Source organism: Staphylococcus sp. 11007852 (genome assembly GCF_011394325.1).
Classification (GTDB): domain Bacteria; phylum Bacillota; class Bacilli; order Staphylococcales; family Staphylococcaceae; genus Staphylococcus; species Staphylococcus agnetis.
On the sequence record NZ_JAANBJ010000026.1, the window covers coordinates 25075 to 47152 of the forward strand.

A 22078-nucleotide genomic window follows, 5' to 3' on the forward strand; every position below is an offset into this window, starting at 1 on the left:
ACATTTAATTAACTTTTAAACCACTAACAAGCTAAATGACTTTCTTGTTCCCCTTTTATTGTTAAATGTTACTCAAATATAGGTTTATCATTAAATGAAATAACACAGGGTTATATTTTTGCATAAAAAGTAATAACAAATAAGGCCAATATTTCACCTCTGACCTCTTCAATAGTCTAATTTAACATTTATGTCCTATTTTTAGTTCGAATTGTTAACTTTTTGTATGAAATTACACTTTTATTCTAGCGATAATTCTGTATAATTAGTTTATGTAACAAAAAGGGGGATATATATGTTAATTTTTGGGTCAACTTTATCAAGTCAAGTCAACCCTGACTGGCAAACGTATATTATGATTGCACTCTATTTTATTATCTTGCTTGGTATTGGTTATTATGGCTATAAACAAGCTACGAGTAACTTAAGTGAATACATGTTAGGCGGTCGTAATATCGGGCCTTGGGTTACTGCACTTTCAGCTGGTGCATCTGACATGAGTGGTTGGATGATTATGGGGTTACCAGGTGAAGTGTATTCTACAGGTCTATCAGCTGCTTGGTTAGCCATCGGGTTAACGTTAGGTGCTTGGATCAACTATTTACTTGTAGCACCGCGATTACGCTTACATACTGAAATCGCTGGTGACGCTATAACACTTCCAGATTTTTTCAAAAATCGTTTAAACGATAAGTCTAATTTAATTAAAATTATTTCTGGAGGTATTATCGTAGTTTTCTTCACATTATATACACATGCAGGTTTTGTGTCGGGAGGAAAATTATTTGATAGTGCTTTTGGATTAGATTATCGTTTTGGATTATTATTAGTTGCGGTTATCGTTATTGCTTATACATTTTTTGGTGGTTACCTTGCCGTGTCGATTACAGACTTTTTCCAAGGTGTCATCATGCTCATCGCAATGATAATGGTCCCTATCGTTGTCATGCTTAAACTTAATGGATTAGATACGTTTCATTCAGTCGCAGAATTAAAACCTACCAACTTAGATTTATTTAGAGGTACGACTGTCATTGGTATCATTTCATTCTTCGCTTGGGGATTAGGGTATTTTGGACAACCACATATTTTAGTGCGTTTTATGTCTATTCGTTCAATTAAACTCTTCCCATTCACTAGAAGAATTGGTATTTCATGGATGGCTGTTGGATTAATTGGCGCAGTATTAGTAGGTCTTCTAGGTATTGCATTTATTCCTGCTCAAGGAGTAGAAATTAAGGATCCTGAAACATTATTTATTTTAATGGGACAAGTACTGTTTCATCCTTTAGTTGGTGGCTTTTTATTAGCGGCCATTTTAGCTGCCATTATGAGTACGATTTCGTCACAATTACTCGTTACATCAAGCTCACTAACAGAGGACTTTTATAAGTTAATCCGTGGTGATAAAGCAAATACAAAAAAACATGAAAAAGAATTTGTATTAGTGGGTCGTCTTTCAGTTATTTTAGTTGCCATTATCGCAATTGCGATTGCTTGGTCACCAAATGATACGATATTAAACTTAGTTGGTAATGCTTGGGCAGGATTTGGTGCTGCATTTGGACCTCTTGTTATTTTATCTTTATATTGGAAATCATTAACAAGAACTGGTGCTATTAGTGGTATGATTGCCGGTGCAGTCACTGTTATATTGTGGATAGTTTTTGCGTTACCTTTGGGTAAAACATATGAAATTTTTTCACTTTATGAAATTGTTCCTGGCTTTATTATGAGTTTACTCGTTACAATTGTAGTTTCAAAATTTACGAAAAAACCTGACGCATTCGTTATTGATGATATGAACGAAGTTAAACGTAGACTAGAATTGAATGAATAAGTTCAATCCTCTGCGTACAATCACTTAAACATAAAATAGCCTTCAAAATTCGTTTTAAAGAATTTTGAAGGCTATTTTCATTTGCATTGACTTGACGTAACTAATGCCTACACGTCAAACTATAACTATGACACATATGCCGTTTTATTGATTGTAGATGTGCACTTTAGGACTATTGTCATCTTTGGATTTTGTGATAAGTGCGCGTGGTTCATTACCATCTTTAATGTGAATTTCATACGTATCTACACTTCCGAAGTCTTTTTCAGCAAGTTGCGTCACGTACTGCGTAATACCTATTAATTCAGCTCTTCCATAATAATCGATTGGCAAATCAACAGATAAAGATTGCACTTTTTTATCTTTAAACTTTGCTTTTCCTACCGCTTGTGTAAAGTTCGTAAAGTAAGATTGAAGATTATTATTAAAATCACGGAAATTGGCATTGAGTTGCTCATTCAAATCTGCAGCTTCACCTGAAGGCATCAATACGGTTTGTTCCTTCACTTTATTCCATTCTTTTAATTCAGCACCATTCTCATCTGATGTCGCATAACTTACAAACGATCCCGGAACGATTTGATCTTTACCCGATTGCATATATATCGCAAAAGTAATTGGAACGTCTTTTAACTGATCGTTTTCACGTAGTCGAGATAACATTTCTTCAGCGATTTCTCGACCTTGTTTTTCAACTTTCTTCTTATCTAAATCAACACTAAATGTCTCACCGTATTTTTCTTTTTGATAATAATAAACTTGATTCATCGCAAGACCAATCGTAAGTCCTTTAACTTTCTTACCACTCGTGTCGCCATTGTCATAGAAATTTTGTTCTAAAATATGTGATAACACTTGTGGTGATTGTTTAGCTATTTTTTCTTCATCTTTTTCACCATGAACAGAAGGATTGAGTCCGAGATTTTCACTTGCTTGCTTCTCTTCTTTTTCCTTATCGCTCATTTTATTTAATTCATCTTTAGTCAATTTAGGCTTTAAATAAGCTTGAATTGTCTTTTTATCTAAAAACTGTCCATCTTGATATAAATAGTCATCTGTAGGATAAATTTCTTTACTGATTTCTAATAAACCTGATTCAAAATCTTCACCATTAAAATGATTAGACATTTTTTCTTGTGTTAAACCACGCGCTTGACTCTCTTTAAATGGTAAAATTGTCCGATAATTATCACCTTGAACGTTTTTATCAGTCGCAATGTGTTTAACATTATTTTCTTTTTTAGAAGATGAATCATTTGAAGATTGGTTTTCAGATTGATTTGGACCACACGCGACTAATACCAATGATAAACCAACGATGATAAAAGACCTTTTTTTCATAGGCACAATCTCCCTTTTTAATTGATTTCATTTTGCTTATCAATAAAGTCTTGTTCATTCCAAATTGGTGTCCCTAATGTCTCTGCTTTCGTTAACTTAGAGCCAGCATCTTTACCTGCAATAACAAGGTCTGTTGATTTTGTTACACTACTTGTCACTTTGGCACCATGATTTTTCAACCATTGTGATGCCTCAGTTCTTGTCATTTGCTCTAATTTACCAGTCAATACAACAGTTTTATTTTTAAAATCAGGATGGCCATCAATTTGTGATGATTTTTGACCAGTGTAAGTCATGTTTACATGTTGTTGTGACATTTTTTGAATTAACTTTTGAATATCCTCATTGCTCATATAAGTTACAAAGGATTGTGCTAACTTTTCACCTACGTCATATATTTCCACAAGTTCCGCTTCTGTGACTTGCATTAAACGTTCCATCGTATCATACTTTTCTGCAAGCACTTGACTGGCTTTGACACCTAAGTGACGAATACCTAGGCCAAATAATAGATGTTCTAATGATTGTGATTTAGATTTTTCAATCGCCTTAATAAGGTTATCTGCTTTCTTTTCACCCATACGTTCAAGAGGTAATAGATCGTTCTTTTCAAGATAAAATATATCTGCCACGTCTTTGATTAAATGATGATGATAAAGTTGTTCTATGATTTTAGTGCCTAAACCATCAATATTCATCGCTTGTCTCGATACAAAATGTTTTAATCCTTCTATCAGTTGCGCTTGGCATTTTGGGTTGATACACCTTAATGCAACTTCACCTTCAATGCGTACAAGTTCATGACCACAACTCGGGCAATGTGTTGGCATGCGATAAGGCTGAGCGTCATCTGACCGACGATCTAAAATGACTTTAACCACTTCAGGTATGATATCACCGGCTTTTTTCACAACAACATGATCACCTATTCGTATATCTCTTTCATGAATTAGGTCTTCATTATGTAATGAGGCTCTAGAAACAGTCGTCCCTGCTACATGAACTGGAGTTAAAATTGCAGTAGGTGTCACCACACCAGTACGACCAATACTTAACTCAATGTCTTCTAAAGTAGTGACAACTTCTTCAGCAGGAAACTTATATGCAATGGCCCATCTCGGTGATTTTTGGGTAAAACCCATCTCCTCTTGATGCTCAATGGCGTTCACTTTGATAACAATACCATCGATATCATAACTTAATGTATCACGTTCTGAGGTCCACTTGTCAATATACGCCAGTACATCGTCTATGGTTTTGACATTCATCCGTTCAGGATTTGTTTTGAATCCTAGTTGATCCAATTCAGCTAATGCTTCACTTTGTGATGTGGCATCTAACTCTGTGAAATCATTTATACTGTATAGAAAAATATCAAGTTTACGTGCTGCGGCTAATTTTGAATCTAGTTGACGTAGCGAACCCGCAGCCGCATTGCGGGGGTTAGCAAACGGTTGTTCACCCTTTTTCTCTTTTTCATCGTTAAGCCTCAAAAACGATTGACGAGGCATATAGGCCTCTCCACGTACTTCAAAAGAAATCGGTTCTTTTAATGTGAGTGGGATTGCGTGAATCGTTTTTAAATTTTCTGTTATATCTTCACCTGTCGTTCCATCTCCACGCGTTAATCCTTGGACAAAACGACCGTCAACATATTTCAATGACACAGCTAAACCGTCTATTTTCAATTCACACATGTATTCGACTTCCCCTACAGCATCTCTTACACGTTGATCAAAACGACGTAAATCTGTCTCATTAAATGCATTAGATAAACTTAGCATCGGCGTGTCATGTCGAACTTTTTCAAACGTCGATTGTGCTTCTCCACCCACACGTACCGTTGGTGAATCTGCAGCTTTAAGTTCAGGGTGTTGTGATTCAATTTCTATTAATTCATGCAACAATTTATCATATTCACTGTCTGGAACACTTGGGTTATCTAATACGTGATATTCATAATTGTATTGATGTAACCGTTCATGCAATACACGCACGCGCGCCTTCAAATCCATAAATCTTAGTCCTCCTTTTTCTCAATTGGAGCAAATTGTGCTAATAAACGTTTAGGCCCTTGCGATTTAAAGATAATATCTAACTCAACCGAACCATTTTTAACGTTCACATTAGACACCATACCCTCTCCCCAACTTTTATGCGTCACTTTATCTCCAACGTTCCAATCAGATGTCGTTGATGCCTGCTTATTCACTACTGTTCGTTGGCTAAATCCTCTCTTAGGTGACGTCCGTTTTTGTGCTACATGAGAAGATTGTTTACGTTCTGGTATCGCTAATAAATCATCTGGTATCTCATTTAGGAAACGTGAACGTGGATTTGATTGAGAACGTCCGAATAATGTACGTGATGTCGCATGCGTCAGATACAATTCTTCTTCCGCACGTGTAATGGCTACATAACTAATACGGCGCTCTTCCTCCATTTCATGATCATCATCGCTTTTAATTGCACGGACATGTGGGAAAATGCTTTCCTCCATCCCTATGATAAACACTACAGGATACTCTAAACCTTTCGCAGAGTGCATAGTCATTAATGTCACACCGTCTTCTAAATTGGCTTCATCAACATCAGCTACAAGAGATAAATCTGTTAAGAAGTTAATCAAAGATTGTTCTTCTAAAGGCGTATTTTTTTCATAATCTTTCGGAACAGACATAAATTCGTCTATATTTTCTAAACGGCTGCGTGCTTCTAACGTTTGTTCGCGTTCTAACATCTCACGATAACCTGACTTAATGAGCACTTCCTCTACGATGTCACTTATTTCTAAAAACTCTTGTTCTCGCATGAGATGATTGATCAATTGATAAAATTCAGATGCAGCTTGTGTTACTTTTTTAGATAATCCTATAAAGTCAACTTCAGCTAAAGCTTCAAACATACTAATATTGTTCGTTGAGGCATACGCTGCGATTTTGTCCACAGATGATGGCCCTATTCCTCTTTTAGGAACATTGATAACACGGCGTAAACTGATATCATCTGCACTATTCGCAATTAAACGCAAATAGCTTAATACATCCTTAATCTCTTTGCGATCATAGAATTTCTGTCCTCCAACCATGACATAAGGTAGATTAGATTTTAAAAACGTTTCTTCAAGAACACGAGATTGCGCATTTGTGCGATAGAGCACTGCAATATCTTTTAATTGTCGTCCTTTTTTCTGTTGTTTGAAGATTTCACGCACCACATATTCGGACTCATCACGTTCGCTAAATGCTTCATAATAGTTTATTTTTTCACCGTTCGCATTCGCTGTCCATAAGCCTTTTGGTTTACGCTCTGTATTGTTTCTGATAACCTCATTCGCAGCATTTAAAATGGTTTTCGTTGAACGATAATTTTGTTCTAGAAATATCGTTTTCGCTTTTGGATAATCTTCCTCAAACGATAGAATATTTTGAATATCTGCACCACGCCAACCATAAATGGATTGGTCTGAATCCCCTACAACACATAAGTTTTTAAACTTTTGTGCCATTAAATTAACAAGCGTGTACTGTGCCTTATTCGTATCTTGATACTCATCAACATGTATGTATTGAAATTTGTTTTGATAGTAATCTAACACTTCTGGTACGCGCTCAAATAATTTAATTGTCGTCATAATTAAATCGTCAAAGTCTAAAGCTTGGTTTCGAATCAGCTGTTTTTGATACCCTTCGTATACTTTAGCAACCATTTGTGTATAAAAATCGTTCGCCGATTCTAATGCATCTTGAGGTGTTTTCAATTCATTTTTCAAATTGCTAATGGCCCCAATAAACATGCGTGGTTCATAGCGTTTAGGGTCTATATTTTCACGTTTCAACACATCTTTAATCACTGATTTTTGGTCTGTCGGATCAATAATTGTGAAATTGCGCTCTATACCTATCCGATCTGCGTCACGACGTAAAATGCGTACACACATTGAGTGAAACGTAGACATCCAAATGACTTCAGCTTCTTCACCTACTAATTTTTGAACACGCTCTTTCATTTCTTTTGCTGCTTTATTCGTAAATGTAATCGCTAAAATGTTATAAGGAGATATGCCTTTTTCATCAAGTAAGTACGCAATGCGATGTGTCAAAACGCGCGTTTTACCAGATCCAGCACCTGCCATAATTAAAAGCGGCCCTTCCGTTGTGCGTACCGCTTCACTTTGTTCAGTATTCATATGTTTTACAAGTGGATTCATTATGTTCTCTCCTTTATTTTAGTCGTTTGTATCGCTTTCTTGATATTCTCATATACTAAATTCCCAACAATTATGGTATCGGCAATGGACGCAAATGATTGTGCACTTTCATAACTATCAATGCCCCCACCATAGAATAATTGAGTGGTATTTAAGTGTGATTTTGCAGCTTGAATATCTTCTAAACTTCCTTTAGTGCCACTATATTCTAAATATAATATCGGTAATCGGTACATGTCATTTGCCATTTGTGCATAAGCTTCAATATCCTCAGTGACTAATGTAGTATTCGCTTTCGTATGTCGCGCTACTTTACTTTCAGCATTCAGTACGACATATCCCTCGAAAATAATATCTTCAAAATGAATCATATGCCCATACATTTTGAGGGCTTCTAACAACAATCCATTATGATAAGTCACATCAGTACTATTCATAACTGTTGGGACAAAATAGAAATCAAATCCAGGTACAACACTTTCAATGTTTGAGATTTCCAAAGCTAATGGTAGCGGATAACGTCGCACACGACTCATTAAATGTAATACGTTATCTTCTGTAACATTATCAGTGCCGCCAATCATGATGGCATCAGTTTGAGACATACATACTTTTTCAAGATCCGCATCAGAAATGGGTTTTGCTGGATCTAATTTAAAGATATGGTGCCATTGTTTTATATCATACATAACCGAATACTCCTTTAAATATCATAGATAATATTATAGCATTTTTAAGACTGATATTCTAAGTAACACCTTGGGATTTATAGGAAAAATTACATAAAAAAAGCAAGCGATAAACTGCACGTTAAACGTTCACTTTATCACTTACTTTTTTACTTTATTTTTAATGCTTCGTCTCAATATCCATTCGTTCTAAAATCATTGTATATGCATCATTTCCCCACTGAAGTGAGCGTTTCACTCGAGAAATCGTCGCAGTAGATGCGCCAGATTCAGCTTCTATTGTTGCATAAGTGTAACCTTGTTTAATCATCTTCGCGACTTGTAGGCGCTGTGATAACGATTGGAGCTCATTTACTGTACATAAATCATCAAAAAATTGATAACATTCCTCGCGTGTTTCTAGTGTCAAAATTGCATCAAACAATTCATCTAATGCTTGTCCACGTAACTTTTCAATTTGCATGGTATACAACCCCTATTTTTTATATGTTTAAGGATATTTTAACGAATTAATACATTAAAGTGTAGTATTTTTATGCTAAACCTACTCTTTTAAATATTGTATCAACTTGATTCAAGTGATGTCTAGGGTCAAAACAAGCATTCAGTTCATCTTCTGATAATTTTTCTGTAATTTTAGCGTCCCCTTCAACAAGTGTTCTAAATGGGGTCTTTGTTGCCCAAGATTCCATTGCTTTAGGTTGTACTGTATCATAAGCCTCTTCACGTACCATACCTTTATCAATTAACGCTAATAACACACGTTGTGAATAAATGAGACCAAACGTTTTATTCATGTTTTCTGTCATGTTCTCTTCATAAACTGTTAAACGATCAACAATGTTAGTAAAGCGATTCAACGCGTAATCAAGTGCAATTGTCACATCTGGTAACATAATTCGTTCTGCTGATGAATGTGAAATATCTCGTTCATGCCAAAGTGCCACATTTTCATACGCTGTTGTAATGTAACCACGAATCACTCGCGCTATACCAGTAATGTTCTCTGAACCAATAGGATTACGTTTATGAGGCATTGCAGATGATCCTTTTTGACCTTTCGCAAATGCTTCTTCAACTTCACGTGTTTCTGTTTTTTGTAAGTTTCTAATTTCAACTGCAAATTTTTCAAGCGAAGTAGCAATAAGACTTAACGTCGCAATGTAGTATGCATGACGATCACGTTGTAACGTTTGAGTAGAAATCGGTGCTGTCCCAATACCTAAATGCTTACATACATAGGCTTCAATTTCAGGCGGGATATTAGCGAATGTTCCTACCGCTCCACTCATTTTTCCAACTTCAATTTCTTCTCGTACGCGTTTGAAACGTTCAAGATTGCGCTGCATTTCTGCATACCATAACGCCATCTTTAAGCCAAATGTAGTTGGTTCAGCATGCACGCCATGCGTACGTCCCATCATTAATGTATACTTATATGCTTTCGCTTTGTTTGCTAGGACTTCTATAAATCGTTCCAAGTCTTTTTCGATAATGTCATTTGCTTGCTTAACTTGGTAACTTAGTGCAGTATCGACTACATCTGTTGAAGTGAGCCCGTAATGCACCCATTTACGCTCTTCACCAAGTGTTTCAGAAACTTGACGAGTAAAGGCAACGACATCGTGGCGTGTCTCTAATTCGATTTCTTGAGCACGCGCAACATCGACTTTCGCATGTTCACGAATTTTTTTTACGTCTTCTTTAGGTATCTCTCCTAACTCACTCCAAGCTTCACAAGCTAAAATTTCAACTTCTAACCATGCCTCATAGCGGTTTTGATCTGTCCAAATGTTTGACATTTCTTTTCTTGAATAGCGTTCAATCATTATAAAATCTCCTAACTTGTTTTTTCGTATGCTTACACTTCTAACATAAAATTGTATTCAGTCACATTATAGCAAACGGACATCATATGTACATTATCTATATAAACAGATATAACGTTCGGAATCAATCCATTTATTTATATTTATCCTAAAATATTTTTCGTAAAAACTACTAAAAACGAACGTTAACGGATTCTCAAACAAAAACATACGCATTTAAAAAGAGACGTCAACGCTAGCGTTTGAATCGTCTCTTAATTAATGTTAATGACTCATTTTCTTCCCAGTAAAAATAATTTCCTGTTTTAAAACGTCAATACTGCCATCTTTATTCTCTTTGAAGACTGGTTTTTCATAACGTTTAATTGGCATATAACCAGCCTCTTTCATGCGCAATAAACACGCTTCTATCGTTTCGCCGTCTTCTACTTTAAATTTCATCTGTGTCATACGCCTTCACTTTCTTACTTCGAACACCTTTAACCCAGAATCCACCATGTATATTACGTGGCTCATAAGCAATGATAAACGCTTTCGGATCCAATGCTTTAATTGTATCCATTAATTTGAGCTCATAGCGCTTCGGCGTTAAAATTTGCATGACAAGGCGATCACCATCTCGACCATGAGCTGCAAAGTGTGTGACTCCATAGCCTAAATCTCTAAGTTGTCTTGGGATGTCCAATTCATAATCTGCCGTAGTAACATTTACAACAGAATAGCCTAATGCTAATTTTTCTTCAATTTTCATACCTACAATAATACCTACTGAAAAACCTAATGCGTATGCGATGACGTTTTGAAATTGATCTAGTCCTGACATTACCATACCTAAACCAATAACATAAACTAAAACTTCAACAAAACTTAAAGCCGCTGCATAATATCTATACCCTTTCAGTGTTAATATTAGGCGCATCGTTAGCGCAGTTACATAGGCAACATTAATTAGAAATATTGCCAATATGAGTAGTAAAGGGTTATCATTTATCGCACTCATAACTTACCTCACTTCTTGAAATTTAGCTCATTGTATCAGGATTTATTTCAAATGTCATTAAAATTTTTATTTTGGCCATGTATATCGTGTATATGCTAATTCACGTTTGTGCGCATTACGTACATATAAATCTTCAATTCTTGTGGCCGCTTGTTGTGACACTGCTTTCCCCTCTAAATAGTCATCAATTTCCTGATACGTGACACCTAAAGCCGTTTCATCTGGTAATTGTGGTTTGTCATCTTCTAAATCTGCAGTTGGTGTTTTTTCATAAAGATGAGCAGGTGCATTTAAGTGTTGTAACAATTGTCGCCCTTGACGTTTGTTTAGTCCGAATATAGGTGCAATGTCAGCAGCACCGTCTCCATATTTCGTGAAAAATCCTGTAACATTTTCTGCAGAATGGTCAGTCCCAACAACGATACCACCTGTATGCGACGCAATTGAGAATTGAACTTTCATTCTTTCTCTTGCTTTCTCATTACCTTTTTGAAAATCTGTTAACGTGATACCTGCTTGTTTTAAAGACGCAACACTTTGGTCTACGGCAGGTTTAATATTCACTGTAATCGTTTTATCAGGTTGGATAAATTTGAGTGCGTCATCTACTTCATCTGCGTCTCGTTGAACGCCATAAGGTAGTTTTACAGCAATAAATTCATACGTTTTACTACTATTTTCATTGAGTTCATTTACCGCAAGCTGCGTTAATTTACCAACTAATGTAGAGTCTTGACCTCCTGAAATGCCTAATACAAGCGTGCGAATAAAAGAATGAGACGTCACATATGCTTTAATGAAATGTTTTATCTCTTCGATAGTCTTAACGACATCTATTTCAGGTTGTACTTTCATTTCATTCACAATAATCGTTTGCATTTTACTCATGTTCATGTTCTTCCTCCATTTCTTTCACATGTTCAGCTACTTCGAAAATGCGACGCTGTTTATTTTCCCAACATGCGGTACTTAAATCAACTGGATATTCTTCAGGATTGAGATAGCGTTTATTTTCATCCCATAGTAGCTCTAAATTCTGTTGTAAAAAAGTTTTAGCATCATTTTCACTTGGTAAGTCATAGACACATTTTCCGTTTATAAAAATATCGTGATGTAAGTCAATCGCTTTAAACTTTTTAATATATTTCATTTTGTAAGTATGAATAGGATGGAACATTTTAAGTTTCGTTGTTTCATTAGGATTTTCATGATCCAATGTAATATAATCGCCTTCTGATTTATTTGTTTTCGTATTAATAATGCGATATACACGTTTTTTTCCTGGTGTTGTTACTTTTTCAGCATTGTTTGAGAGTTTTATACGGTCTACAAGTTGGCCATTGTCATCTTCGACAGCGACCATTTTATATACAGCACCTAATGCAGGTTGTTGATATGCTGTAATTAATTTCGTACCTACACCCCAGCTGTCAACAGTAGCTCCTTGTGCTTTTAAACTAGAAATGGTTTCTTCATCTAAATCGTTAGACGCGATAATTTTGGCATCAGGAAAACCTGCTTCATCTAACATTTTACGCGCTTCTTTTGATAAGTATGCAATATCTCCAGAGTCAAGGCGTATTCCTATGAAATTAATTTGATCGCCTAATTCTTTTGCGACACGGATTGCGTTGGGTACCCCTGATTTTAACGTGTGAAATGTGTCTACTAAAAACACACAATTTTTATGACGTTCTGCATATTTTTTGAAAGCAATGTACTCATCTCCATACGTTTGAACAAATGCATGAGCGTGTGTGCCGGAGACAGGTATATTAAATAATTTACCTGCTCTCACATTACTCGTAGCATCAAAACCACCAATAATCGCTGCTCTTGCCCCCCATACAGCCGCATCAAGTTCATGAGCACGTCGTGTACCAAATTCCATTAACGTATCATTTGGAGCCACTTGCTTAATTCTGCTTGCTTTAGTTGTAATTAACGTTTGGAAATTAATAATATTTAATAAAGCTGTTTCAATCAGTTGAGCTTGGATAAGTGGTGCTTCAATACGCATTAAGGGTTCGTTCCCAAAACATAGTTCTCCCTCCTGCATAGAACGAATATGCCCTGTAAATTTAAGTTCTTTTAAATAATTTAAAAAATCCGCTTCATACCCTATGTCTTTTAAATAAGCTAAATCCGTATCAGAAAAATGGAGATGATTGATAAAATCTATTACTCTTCTCAATCCATTAAAAACGGCATAGCCACTTTCGAAAGGCATTTTTCTAAAATAAAGATCAAAAATAGCTGTACGTTCATGAATACCGTCATTCCAATAAGATTCAGCCATATTAATTTGGTATAAGTCGTTGTGTAACATTAAACTATCATCTTGATATTGGTACATATAATTTCTCCTCGTCCTTTTAGTCATATCTATGATATAACACTTTTAGACTATGTTTGCCATCTTTTAATAAGAACATCGACAAAAATATGACAATTAATACAATTTTTCTAAAGATTTTTCATTTATCGATTATAATGAACGGTGAGGTGGTACGATGTTAAAAGAGGCAATATCATTTATAACGCAATATTATGAGGAAACGAATCAACCTCATTACAAAAAGTTAGAGCGCATTAAAGAGGTTGAACATGACATTAATACAACGGGCTTTTATCACCATACATCAGAAGAATTAATTTATGGCGCGCGTCTCGCATGGCGCAATTCAAATCGTTGTATCGGTCGCTTGTTTTGGGAAAGTTTAAAAGTTCAAGATGCAAGACATATTAAAGACGAACCAGCATTTTTAAATGCTATCACTACTCACATCGAAAAAGCTACGAATCATGGTAAGATCGTACCATATATTACAATTTTCGCCCCCTCATTTGAGGATTCACCGAAAATTTTTAATCATCAGTTGATTCGATATGCCGGTTATGAAAATAAAGGGGATCCCGCTGAAAAGAATATCACACAACTCGCCGAACATTTAGGTTGGCGTGGCACTCACAGTGACTTTGATATCTTACCACTTATATATCAACTTCCTGACCAACCAATCAAATATTTTGACTACCCAAAATCACTTATTTTGGAAGTGCCCATTCGACATCATGCATACCCTAAAATAGAACAGTTAAATTTAAAATGGTATGCCGTGCCAATTATATCCAGTATGGACTTGAAAATTGGCGGTATCACATACCCAACAGCGCCTTTTAACGGTTGGTATATGGTTAATGAGATTGCCGTTCGAAACTTTATTGACCCTTATCGATACAACTTAATGCAACCTTTAGCAGACGCAATGGATTTTGATACGTTAAGAAACAGTAGCTTCAATAAAGATCGTGTATTAGTTGAAATAAATGATGCTGTCTACCAATCTTTTAAAGATAATGGTGTCTCTATGGTAGACCATTTAACAGCGTCCAAGCAGTTTGAAAAATTTGAAGCGATAGAAAGCGCTAAAGGTCGTACAGTGACAGGAAAATGGTCGTGGCTTGCACCACCATTATCGCCTACTTTAACGCCTAATTACCATCATGGATACGATAATACAATGCGTGAAACAAACTTTTATTATAAAAAAAAGGACCCGAGTGGGTGCCCTTTTCATTAGATTTGTGTAAAATAAGGACAAACATTCACGAGTGAGGTGAGGTTATGTCCTTATTTTATTTAGGACCCAAAGGCACTTTTTCATATTTAGCTGCCTTAAAATATGAGAAAGACCTTAATCAATTAATCCCAAAAGAAAATCTTTATGAAGTCATTCAAGCTGTACAAGCAAATCCTCAATCAAAAGCAATTGTCCCTATTGAAAATGCAATAGAAGGTACGATTAACGTGGTCGCGGATAACCTAGTTGAACATGATTTAACAATCATTAAAGAAATTCATTTAGATATAGAGTTTTCGTTATACACCCAATCAACTACAAGTTTAGAGGATATTACTCGAGTGTATTCTATTGGACCAGCCATTAGCCAAACCCAAAAATTCATTCACGAACGACAGTTAGACTACGCGTATGCACAAAGTACGGTAGACGCATTAAAATATATTAATGCCACTACAGCTGCAATTGCCCCCAAAGGAAGTGGTGAGGCTTATGGTTACGTCCCGCTCATCGAAAATATTGAAGATTTCCCACATAATATGACACGTTTTTTAGTATTAACTCGTGAGGCTACTGTACCGAATAAAGGTCATCAATGCATGCTCATCATTACGCCAAGTTATGACAAACCTGGTTTGTTAGCAAGTATTTTAAACACTTTTGCTTTATTTAATGTGAACCTAAGTTGGATTGAATCTAGACCATTAAAAACGCAACTAGGCATGTATCGCTTTTTTGTTCAATGCGTCTACCCTAGTGATGAGGATATGCATAAAATCACAACCATTTTAGAAACGCTCGATTTTGAAATCCGTCATTTAGGTCGTTTCGATGCATAATGCCATACATAGTTGATATAGAAAACCTCCAAATTTAAATCCCCCTTCAATATGTTGAAAGGGGATTTATATATATTCTCTCATTTAGTTTAGATGCTCTTGATAAAGGTTTTCTACGTCTTTTTGATTAATATCAGGGAGATTTTCATTGTTGTGGATATAAATATCTGTAGAACCTGTTAATTGGATTGGATTATTTTCTCCCGAAAAAGTATTGTGCAAAATATCTATATTCTGATGAGGCGCATCTTTATGACTGCGTATGTGCAACGTATCTAGCATTTTTGTGTTTTGAATATCATTGTGAATAAATATTAAATCTTTGCCCCCCTCTTTACCTTCTATGCGTCCATCAAACGACACCATATGCTTCCCTTTGTAAACGCCTAAATAGCGTAATACGCCAGCACAGTTGATAAACGAATTATAAGCAATAAATAAATTTTTAGCTTTTAAAGGGGTGAGTGCATACGATTGAGTACCTTCAAATACATTATGTTGGATGACGATGTTCTCATAATAATGAAAAAGTCTGCTAGCATGTGAGCCAATTGCGCGATTCCACGGTCCCATGTTACCCTCACCAGAATTGCCAAAATAACAATTTTCTATTACTACATTTTTAGTAATTGTACCGTCATTGACACCAAATTTTGGAAAAGCACCCTCAATGAACAAATCAAGTTGAATGGCTTCTGAAAACCAACGATCCCCTGCATAATCAGCAAAACCTAAAAATGCACAATCATGTATGTGTACCCCATCTAAGCCACAAGCATCAATACCATGACCACCAACAATATTTTTAAAAGTAACATGAGATACTTCTATTTCACGTGCATGCCCTAAACACATGGCGGTATTGTTATAGGGACATTCCGTTCCATTCATATCAAAAGTACCGCCTTCAATTTTAATATAGCCATTCCCTTCATAACGATAATATTTTTTACGACTTGATCCATTTTTCAATAATGCATCACGCCCTTTACGTAATAGCACCGCTTCATCATCAAGTTTTAGGGTTGTATTTTGATATATTTTTAAAGCTTTCGCAATATGATATTCACCTTTAGGTATATAGACCGTACCACCCCCATTTCTAGCCACTACATTTAATGCACGTTGAATGCCATAAGTGTCAAACCATTTATTTTTTGTTTTAGCGCCAAAATTTTTAACATTTTTTAACATTGGTCTAGTATCCTTCCATATTTAGGTTATACTATAATCATCTCTGATTTATAGATAGTATACCCAATTTTAGGAGGACATTATGTCAAAAAGAGCTTTAATCGTAGTTGACTATTCTAATGACTTCATCGCAGACAATGGAAAATTGACTTGTGGGGGCGCTGGTCAAGCCATCGAGGGGTACATTGTAGATCGCATTCAACATTATCATGATAAAAAAGAAAATATCTTTTTTATGATGGATTTACATTTTGAAAATGATCCTACCCACCCAGAGTCTAAAAGTTTTCCTCCACATAATATTATCGGTACTGAAGGACGAAAATTATACGGACAAGTCGGTTCAGTATTTCAAACAATTGAACATGAAGAACATGTATTTTTTATAGATAAAAGGCGCTATGATTCTTTCTTTGGCACACCTTTAGATACATTACTTAGAGAAAGAAAAATCGACACTTTGGAGATAGTAGGTGTTTGTACAGATATTTGTGTGTTACACACAGCATCTACTGCTTATAATTTAAATTATCAATTAGTCATTCCTAAAGATGGCGTAGCATCATTCAATGAATTAGGACATGAATGGGCACTTGCTCATTTTAAAAATACTTTAGGCGCAACGGTGGAATAACATACGTGTGCCATGCTAAAATATGTAATAAATCAATAGTAAAGATATAAGGAGTTTATCAAATGACAACATATATTTTCGGACATCAAAATCCAGATACAGATGCCATCACATCAGCGATTATTATGGCAGACTTTGAACAACTTCACGGCAACAAAGACGCTAAAGCATATCGCTTAGGAAATGTTGCTCCTGAAACACAATATGCTTTAGATTATTTTAATGTTGAAGCACCAGAACTTTTGACAGATGATTTAACTGACCAAGAAGTGATTTTAGTTGATCATAATGAATTTCAACAAAGTGCTGAAACGATTAATAAAGCAAAAGTTAAACACGTTATCGATCATCACCGTATTGCGAACTTCGAAACAGCTGGACCACTCTATTACCGTGCAGAACCAGTAGGCTGTACAGCTACAATTCTTTACAAAATGTACAATGAACGTGGTTATGACATCAAACCTGAAATCGCAGGATTAATGATTTCTGCAATTGTCTCAGATAGTCTTTTATTTAAATCTCCAACTTGTACAGAACAAGATGTGAATGCAGCACGTGCGCTTGCAAGCATCGCTAATGTAGATGTTGATCAATATGGTCTTGATATGCTTAAAGCAGGTGCTTCTACAAAAGATAGCACAGAAGAGCAATTACTTAACAAAGATGCGAAATCATTTGATATGGGTGAACGTACAGTACGTATCGCACAAGTCAACACTGTAGATATTGATGAAGTTATCGCACGTCAAGAAGCTTTAGAAAATGCAATGAATAAAGAAATCGCAGATCATAACTATACATCATTTATTTTAGTAGTCACTGACATCTTAAATAGTAATTCAAAAATCTTAGTGACTGGCGCAGATACAGATAAAATTGCTAGTGCTTTTAACACAACACTAGACAACAATACTGCATTTTTACCTGGCGTAGTGTCACGTAAGAAACAAATCGTTCCTCAAGTTACCGACGCATTATCATAAAAAATATCGAAGGTGATATGATGTCAATTCAAGTCAATGAAGGTAATCATAAATTTTATATCGGAGACGACGCGCAAGCACCCGATGCAGAAATTACCTATACATTTGTAGATGCTCACACAATAGATGTGAACCATACATTTGTTGATCCGAGTTTAAGAGGACATGGTGTCGCAAAACAATTATTTAATGCTGTCATTAAAAAGGCGCAAGAAGAAGACTTAAAAATTATTCCTTCTTGTTCTTATGTGCATGCTCAATTTGAACGAGATGCATCACTTGCGCATTTAAAAAAATCATAACGCTAACGGTTGAGACATAAATGTATTTGCAATGTCTCAACCTTTTTTATCATTTATAGGAGGGATAGATTTGAATTATCAAATGCTTTTCGACGCATCTCAAACATACTTTAAATCTCAAGCCACAAAGCCTCTCGCATTTAGAAAACAAAAACTAAAATCCTTAAAAAAAAATATTAAGTCCCATGAAAAAGCGTTATATCAAGCATTAAAAGATGATTTAGGAAAGCACGCAGTAGAAGCTTTCGCAACTGAAATTGGTTATACGTTAAATTCCATTAATCATTATCGTAAAGATCTCAAAAAATGGGCGCGTAAACGTGCCATTGAAACACCGTTTTACTTATTTCCAGCAAAAAGCTTTTTAATGAAAGAGCCTCTAGGCACTGTTTTAATTATTGGACCGTTTAATTATCCTTTTCAACTTGTAATGGAACCTCTAATTGGCGCAGTCGCTGCTGGGAATACGGTGATAGTAAAACCTTCAGAATTAACCCCTAATGTCTCTAAAGTGATTCAATCCATCATAGAAGCAACTTTTGAAGAAACGCATGTCACAGTTGTACAAGGCGGTAAAGACACACTTCAATCATTATTAACATTACCTTTTGACCATATCTTCTTTACAGGGAGTACAAAAGTAGGTCAAATCGTTTATGAAGCTGCCAGCAAGCATCTGACACCGGTTACTTTAGAATTGGGAGGTAAATCTCCAACGATTATCGATAAAACAGCAAATTTAAAAGTAGCTAGTGAACGCATTTGTTTTGGTAAATTTATGAATTTGGGGCAAACGTGTGTAGCTCCAGATTATGTCCTCATTGATGAAACCGTTAAAGATGAATTTATCGATGCAATGCGTACCACGTTAAAAGAATTTTATGGAAAACATCCTGAAAAAAGCCAAGATTTGGGACGCATAGTGAATCATAACCACTTTGAACGTCTTTCTTCTTTGTTAACTGAACATGAAAATAATATTGTCATTGGTGGAACTAAAGATGTTGCTTCTAGATTTATAGAACCAACAGTATTAGACGATATTCATCCTTCAGATAAAATTATGCAAAATGAAATATTCGGCCCTATACTCCCTATCGTCACTTATCAGTCATTTAATGAGGCATTAGCATGGTTACAAACCTTACCTAAACCGTTGGCGCTATATGTTTTTACAGAAGATGAAAATACATCAAATTTAGTTTTAGACACACTCTCTTTTGGTAGCGGGGCTGTCAACGATACGCTTTTACAATTAGCTAATCCAAAATTACCATTTGGTGGTGTGGGCGCATCAGGTATGGGACGCTATCATGGAAAATATACATTTGATACATTTACACACGAAAAGCCTTACATTTTTAAAACTACAAAACTCGAAACAGGTATTTTATTTCCTCCATACAAAGGAAAATTTAATATGATTAAACAATTTTTCAACAAAAATAAATAAAGTTAATACTACAAAGCCTTCAAAACGCATGTTGTTATGCATTTTGAAGGCTAATTGAATTTCATAATATAGATTGCATTAATGAAACAAATGATTTTGAACTAAGTACTTATCCATCTATAGTGACAAATTTCACACAAACCCCTTCTGGGGCAGATGATGTGTCATCACACTTAGTCAAAATGCCGGTCTCTTCATTACGTTCAAACACAACTACGTTACTTTCATCCTCTTGATGAGCTACGACAACATGTTGACCTGATGGTGAAAGGTTAAAATCTCTAGGGAAACTGCCTCCTGTTGAAACGAAATCAACTAAACGCAACTGTGCACCATCTTGTAAAATTTCGAATATGGCAATGCTATCATGCCCACGATTACTAATATACATAAACCGTTGATCATCTGAAATATGAATCGCTGCCAGTTTCGTTGGTTGTAAATAGGCATCTGGAATCGTCAAATGACGCTCAATTTCTTTAAATTGTCCATCTTGATACGACATGACCACAACAGTATTTGATAATTCGTTTACGACATAACCATACGCACCAGTTTTATGGTATGCAATGTGCCTTGGACCATCGCCCGGAAGCATTTGAGTACGGTGCGCAACTTCTAATCCTTTTTGACCGAAATGATATGCAACAATTAAATCTGCACCTAAATCGACAGCGACAGCATATTTATGTTCAGGCGTGACTTCTAAATAGTGCACATGTGATTGGTCCTGACGTTCTACATTTGGCCCTTTAGGATATTCGTGGTACACTTCTTCGATTAAACGCAATATTTTTTGAGAAGATTTATCAAATTCATATATGCGTGCAATACCATCTCCATATACCGCTTCAAAAATATATTGACCATCGGGTGAGAATGACACATAACAACCTGACCCTTTAAGTGAATCTAAACATTCACTTACTTTTTCCAACTTACCGTCATCTTTAATATTAAATGTGGCTATCCCACTATGCGTATCATTTTTTGTAATCGCCACTAAAGTGTTCTCATATATATCAAAGTATGTAGATGCATTAATTTCATACGCTGTTTCAAGTTTAGAGATGTGATTGGTCTGCTCATCTAATTCAAAAAAGTATAATCCTTTACCATTTTTTTTAGTATAAGAGCCAATATAACCTTTTGATGCCATATGATTTCCTCCTAAAATATATTTAATCCTTAACTATAGTTTATCAAAAAGCTGGTTACTGGTATATCATGAAGATAAAATATGTATTTCACCTCTATTTACAAACCAAGATTCTCCAGTCGGCGTTACACCTTTCATACCTTCAAAATATTTCTCACCTAACACGTTCAAAAGATAGTTAGAACACAAATTACTTAAGCAATATGTTCGAGATGCATCAAAATGTTCATTTCGATATAAACGTTTTAACATTCGTGAAAAACCTAACGCATTTGAAAACACGAACCATAAATCTGGCTCATGCTCAACAAAAGCGCGCTCAAATTTCTTCATATTTTTACTATGATCATTCCATTTGACAATTTTAACGACATAAGGATAAGCCCCTTGTTGCTCCAAATAGTCTTCCAATTGCGCTTTAAACTGCTCTGCACTCTCTATTAAAGTAGGATCTTGGCTGACACCAATCGCAATATTACGCGCATAAATATGTTTGTCAAAGATACGCTCAATGATTTTTTGTGGCATAGGTTTTGTTAAATGTTGATTTCTAAGTTGAAGGTCTATCTGTTTTACTTGAATAGATGTTTGTTGATTTAATTTATATGAAACGAGTACATTTTGACTTTGATACAAAATCATCACCTTACCCTTTATTTAAAAATTATTCAACAAAACTTATATAATGTAGATAGATAGTTATGCATTTGAACAAATTTCAATTGGAAACAAAAAAACGAACACAAAATTGTGTTCGTTTTAGATTACGATTGATTTGATTCAATATCAGCAATAATTTGTTTTGTTTTGTTTTCAATATCTTCAAAGTCTTTTTTAAATACAAATGCTAATACAGCAACACCTAGACCTACAAGTACAGTCATTACAAGCATTAAAGCAAAGAATACTTTAAATATACCAGCAATAAATTTACACATAAATGTTTCACCTCAAAATCCCAATGTTTAGTCTATCTATGTATGATTATAACATACTCAATATGTCACAAGAAACTTAT

The 22078-nt window shown here is 35.3% G+C and carries 21 protein-coding genes; 7 read left to right on the plus strand and 14 right to left on the minus strand.

Going from position 1 to position 22078, the window contains the following annotated elements; genetic code table 11:
• Window positions 1–295 precede the first annotated feature (295 nt).
• Window positions 296–1840, plus strand: a complete 1545-nt coding sequence (gene putP, locus G8Y85_RS07735) for a sodium/proline symporter PutP (protein WP_103345109.1) — start codon at window positions 296–298, stop codon at window positions 1838–1840.
• Window positions 1841–1984: 144 nt separating this feature from the next.
• Here putP and G8Y85_RS07740 read toward each other — a convergent pair whose 3' ends face one another.
• The 10 genes from G8Y85_RS07740 to G8Y85_RS07785 form a co-directional block, all read right to left on the minus strand.
• Window positions 1985–3181, minus strand: coding sequence for a CamS family sex pheromone protein (locus G8Y85_RS07740; RefSeq protein WP_060551443.1), 1197 nt, complete (start codon window positions 3179–3181; stop codon window positions 1985–1987).
• Between the two features lie 17 nt (window positions 3182–3198).
• A complete protein-coding gene (ligA, locus tag G8Y85_RS07745) occupies window positions 3199–5196 on the minus strand; it encodes an NAD-dependent DNA ligase LigA (protein ID WP_103345110.1) in 1998 nt (665 codons plus the stop codon).
• Window positions 5197–5201: 5 nt separating this feature from the next.
• Window positions 5202–7391, minus strand: a complete 2190-nt coding sequence (gene pcrA, locus G8Y85_RS07750) for a DNA helicase PcrA (protein WP_107401179.1) — start codon at window positions 7389–7391, stop codon at window positions 5202–5204.
• Complete coding sequence (gene pcrB / locus G8Y85_RS07755) at window positions 7391–8080, minus strand: heptaprenylglyceryl phosphate synthase (RefSeq protein ID WP_060551446.1); 690 nt, start codon at window positions 8078–8080, stop codon at window positions 7391–7393. The genes pcrA and pcrB overlap by 1 nt, the downstream gene beginning before the upstream one ends.
• Before the next feature lie 160 nt (window positions 8081–8240).
• A complete protein-coding gene (locus G8Y85_RS07760; protein ID WP_037566960.1) occupies window positions 8241–8543 on the minus strand; it encodes a YerC/YecD family TrpR-related protein in 303 nt (100 codons plus the stop codon).
• Window positions 8544–8613: 70 nt separating this feature from the next.
• On the minus strand, window positions 8614–9909 hold the full coding sequence (gene purB / locus G8Y85_RS07765; RefSeq protein WP_103345113.1) for an adenylosuccinate lyase: 1296 nt from the start codon (window positions 9907–9909) through the stop codon (window positions 8614–8616).
• A gap of 264 nt (window positions 9910–10173) precedes the next feature.
• On the minus strand, window positions 10174–10350 hold the full coding sequence (locus tag G8Y85_RS07770; RefSeq protein ID WP_103345114.1) for an NETI motif-containing protein: 177 nt from the start codon (window positions 10348–10350) through the stop codon (window positions 10174–10176).
• Window positions 10340–10909, minus strand: coding sequence for a DUF2179 domain-containing protein (locus G8Y85_RS07775; protein WP_037566962.1), 570 nt, complete (start codon window positions 10907–10909; stop codon window positions 10340–10342). Before G8Y85_RS07775 ends, G8Y85_RS07770 begins: the two co-directional genes overlap by 11 nt.
• 66 nt (window positions 10910–10975) lie before the next feature.
• Entirely contained in the window at window positions 10976–11797 is an 822-nt protein-coding gene (gene nadE, locus G8Y85_RS07780) for an ammonia-dependent NAD(+) synthetase (protein ID WP_060552495.1), read from the minus strand.
• On the minus strand, window positions 11790–13265 hold the full coding sequence (locus tag G8Y85_RS07785; RefSeq protein ID WP_103345115.1) for a nicotinate phosphoribosyltransferase: 1476 nt from the start codon (window positions 13263–13265) through the stop codon (window positions 11790–11792). Before G8Y85_RS07785 ends, nadE begins: the two co-directional genes overlap by 8 nt.
• Before the next feature lie 157 nt (window positions 13266–13422).
• Here G8Y85_RS07785 and G8Y85_RS07790 point away from each other — a divergent pair, with 157 nt between their 5' ends.
• The gene (locus G8Y85_RS07790; protein ID WP_060551449.1) at window positions 13423–14493 is read left to right on the plus strand and encodes a nitric oxide synthase oxygenase; all 1071 of its coding nucleotides are present in this window, start codon (window positions 13423–13425) and stop codon (window positions 14491–14493) included.
• A 44-nt stretch (window positions 14494–14537) separates the two neighbouring features.
• The gene (locus tag G8Y85_RS07795) at window positions 14538–15332 is read left to right on the plus strand and encodes a prephenate dehydratase (protein WP_103345116.1); all 795 of its coding nucleotides are present in this window, start codon (window positions 14538–14540) and stop codon (window positions 15330–15332) included.
• Window positions 15333–15416: 84 nt separating this feature from the next.
• On the opposite strand, the gene G8Y85_RS07800 is transcribed toward G8Y85_RS07795, so the two are convergent.
• Window positions 15417–16526, minus strand: coding sequence for a glycosyl hydrolase family 28-related protein (locus G8Y85_RS07800; RefSeq protein ID WP_060551451.1), 1110 nt, complete (start codon window positions 16524–16526; stop codon window positions 15417–15419).
• Window positions 16527–16608: 82 nt separating this feature from the next.
• Between G8Y85_RS07800 and G8Y85_RS07805 the strand changes: the two genes are divergently transcribed.
• From G8Y85_RS07805 to G8Y85_RS07820, 4 genes are all read left to right on the plus strand, one after another.
• A complete protein-coding gene (locus G8Y85_RS07805; RefSeq protein ID WP_037566971.1) occupies window positions 16609–17160 on the plus strand; it encodes a cysteine hydrolase family protein in 552 nt (183 codons plus the stop codon).
• A gap of 62 nt (window positions 17161–17222) precedes the next feature.
• A complete protein-coding gene (locus G8Y85_RS07810) occupies window positions 17223–18146 on the plus strand; it encodes a manganese-dependent inorganic pyrophosphatase (protein ID WP_037566973.1) in 924 nt (307 codons plus the stop codon).
• A gap of 17 nt (window positions 18147–18163) precedes the next feature.
• Window positions 18164–18448 (plus strand): GNAT family N-acetyltransferase, encoded by a 285-nt coding sequence (locus tag G8Y85_RS07815; protein ID WP_082624732.1) that lies wholly within the window; start codon window positions 18164–18166, stop codon window positions 18446–18448.
• 64 nt (window positions 18449–18512) lie between these two features.
• On the plus strand, window positions 18513–19901 hold the full coding sequence (locus G8Y85_RS07820; RefSeq protein WP_234022041.1) for an aldehyde dehydrogenase: 1389 nt from the start codon (window positions 18513–18515) through the stop codon (window positions 19899–19901).
• Window positions 19902–20010: 109 nt separating this feature from the next.
• Here the strand turns inward: G8Y85_RS07820 and pglS are convergent, their stop codons facing one another.
• From pglS to G8Y85_RS07835, 3 genes are all read right to left on the minus strand, one after another.
• A complete protein-coding gene (gene pglS, locus G8Y85_RS07825; RefSeq protein ID WP_103345117.1) occupies window positions 20011–21060 on the minus strand; it encodes a 6-phosphogluconolactonase in 1050 nt (349 codons plus the stop codon).
• Window positions 21061–21126: 66 nt separating this feature from the next.
• Window positions 21127–21702 carry a hypothetical protein gene (locus tag G8Y85_RS07830; protein ID WP_103345118.1) on the minus strand — a complete coding sequence of 192 codons (576 nt, stop codon included), beginning with the start codon at window positions 21700–21702 and terminating at the stop codon, window positions 21127–21129.
• A 122-nt stretch (window positions 21703–21824) separates the two neighbouring features.
• Complete coding sequence (locus G8Y85_RS07835) at window positions 21825–21998, minus strand: hypothetical protein (RefSeq protein WP_086375163.1); 174 nt, start codon at window positions 21996–21998, stop codon at window positions 21825–21827.
• Between the last annotated feature and the right edge of the window lie 80 nt (window positions 21999–22078).

Coding starts and splice junctions, on each gene's coding strand:
- putP (WP_103345109.1), top strand. CDS start 296: ATGTTAATTTTTGGGTCAACTTTATCAAGTCAAGTCAACCCTGACTGG.
- G8Y85_RS07740 (WP_060551443.1), bottom strand. CDS start 3,181: ATGAAAAAAAGGTCTTTTATCATCGTTGGTTTATCATTGGTATTAGTC.
- ligA (WP_103345110.1), bottom strand. CDS start 5,196: ATGGATTTGAAGGCGCGCGTGCGTGTATTGCATGAACGGTTACATCAA.
- pcrA (WP_107401179.1), bottom strand. CDS start 7,391: ATGAATCCACTTGTAAAACATATGAATACTGAACAAAGTGAAGCGGTA.
- pcrB (WP_060551446.1), bottom strand. CDS start 8,080: ATGTATGATATAAAACAATGGCACCATATCTTTAAATTAGATCCAGCA.
- G8Y85_RS07760 (WP_037566960.1), bottom strand. CDS start 8,543: ATGCAAATTGAAAAGTTACGTGGACAAGCATTAGATGAATTGTTTGAT.
- purB (WP_103345113.1), bottom strand. CDS start 9,909: ATGATTGAACGCTATTCAAGAAAAGAAATGTCAAACATTTGGACAGAT.
- G8Y85_RS07770 (WP_103345114.1), bottom strand. CDS start 10,350: ATGAAATTTAAAGTAGAAGACGGCGAAACGATAGAAGCGTGTTTATTG.
- G8Y85_RS07775 (WP_037566962.1), bottom strand. CDS start 10,909: ATGAGTGCGATAAATGATAACCCTTTACTACTCATATTGGCAATATTT.
- nadE (WP_060552495.1), bottom strand. CDS start 11,797: ATGAGTAAAATGCAAACGATTATTGTGAATGAAATGAAAGTACAACCT.
- G8Y85_RS07785 (WP_103345115.1), bottom strand. CDS start 13,265: ATGTACCAATATCAAGATGATAGTTTAATGTTACACAACGACTTATAC.
- G8Y85_RS07790 (WP_060551449.1), top strand. CDS start 13,423: ATGTTAAAAGAGGCAATATCATTTATAACGCAATATTATGAGGAAACG.
- G8Y85_RS07795 (WP_103345116.1), top strand. CDS start 14,538: ATGTCCTTATTTTATTTAGGACCCAAAGGCACTTTTTCATATTTAGCT.
- G8Y85_RS07800 (WP_060551451.1), bottom strand. CDS start 16,526: ATGTTAAAAAATGTTAAAAATTTTGGCGCTAAAACAAAAAATAAATGG.
- G8Y85_RS07805 (WP_037566971.1), top strand. CDS start 16,609: ATGTCAAAAAGAGCTTTAATCGTAGTTGACTATTCTAATGACTTCATC.
- G8Y85_RS07810 (WP_037566973.1), top strand. CDS start 17,223: ATGACAACATATATTTTCGGACATCAAAATCCAGATACAGATGCCATC.
- G8Y85_RS07815 (WP_082624732.1), top strand. CDS start 18,164: ATGATGTCAATTCAAGTCAATGAAGGTAATCATAAATTTTATATCGGA.
- pglS (WP_103345117.1), bottom strand. CDS start 21,060: ATGGCATCAAAAGGTTATATTGGCTCTTATACTAAAAAAAATGGTAAA.
- G8Y85_RS07830 (WP_103345118.1), bottom strand. CDS start 21,702: ATGATTTTGTATCAAAGTCAAAATGTACTCGTTTCATATAAATTAAAT.
- G8Y85_RS07835 (WP_086375163.1), bottom strand. CDS start 21,998: ATGTGTAAATTTATTGCTGGTATATTTAAAGTATTCTTTGCTTTAATG.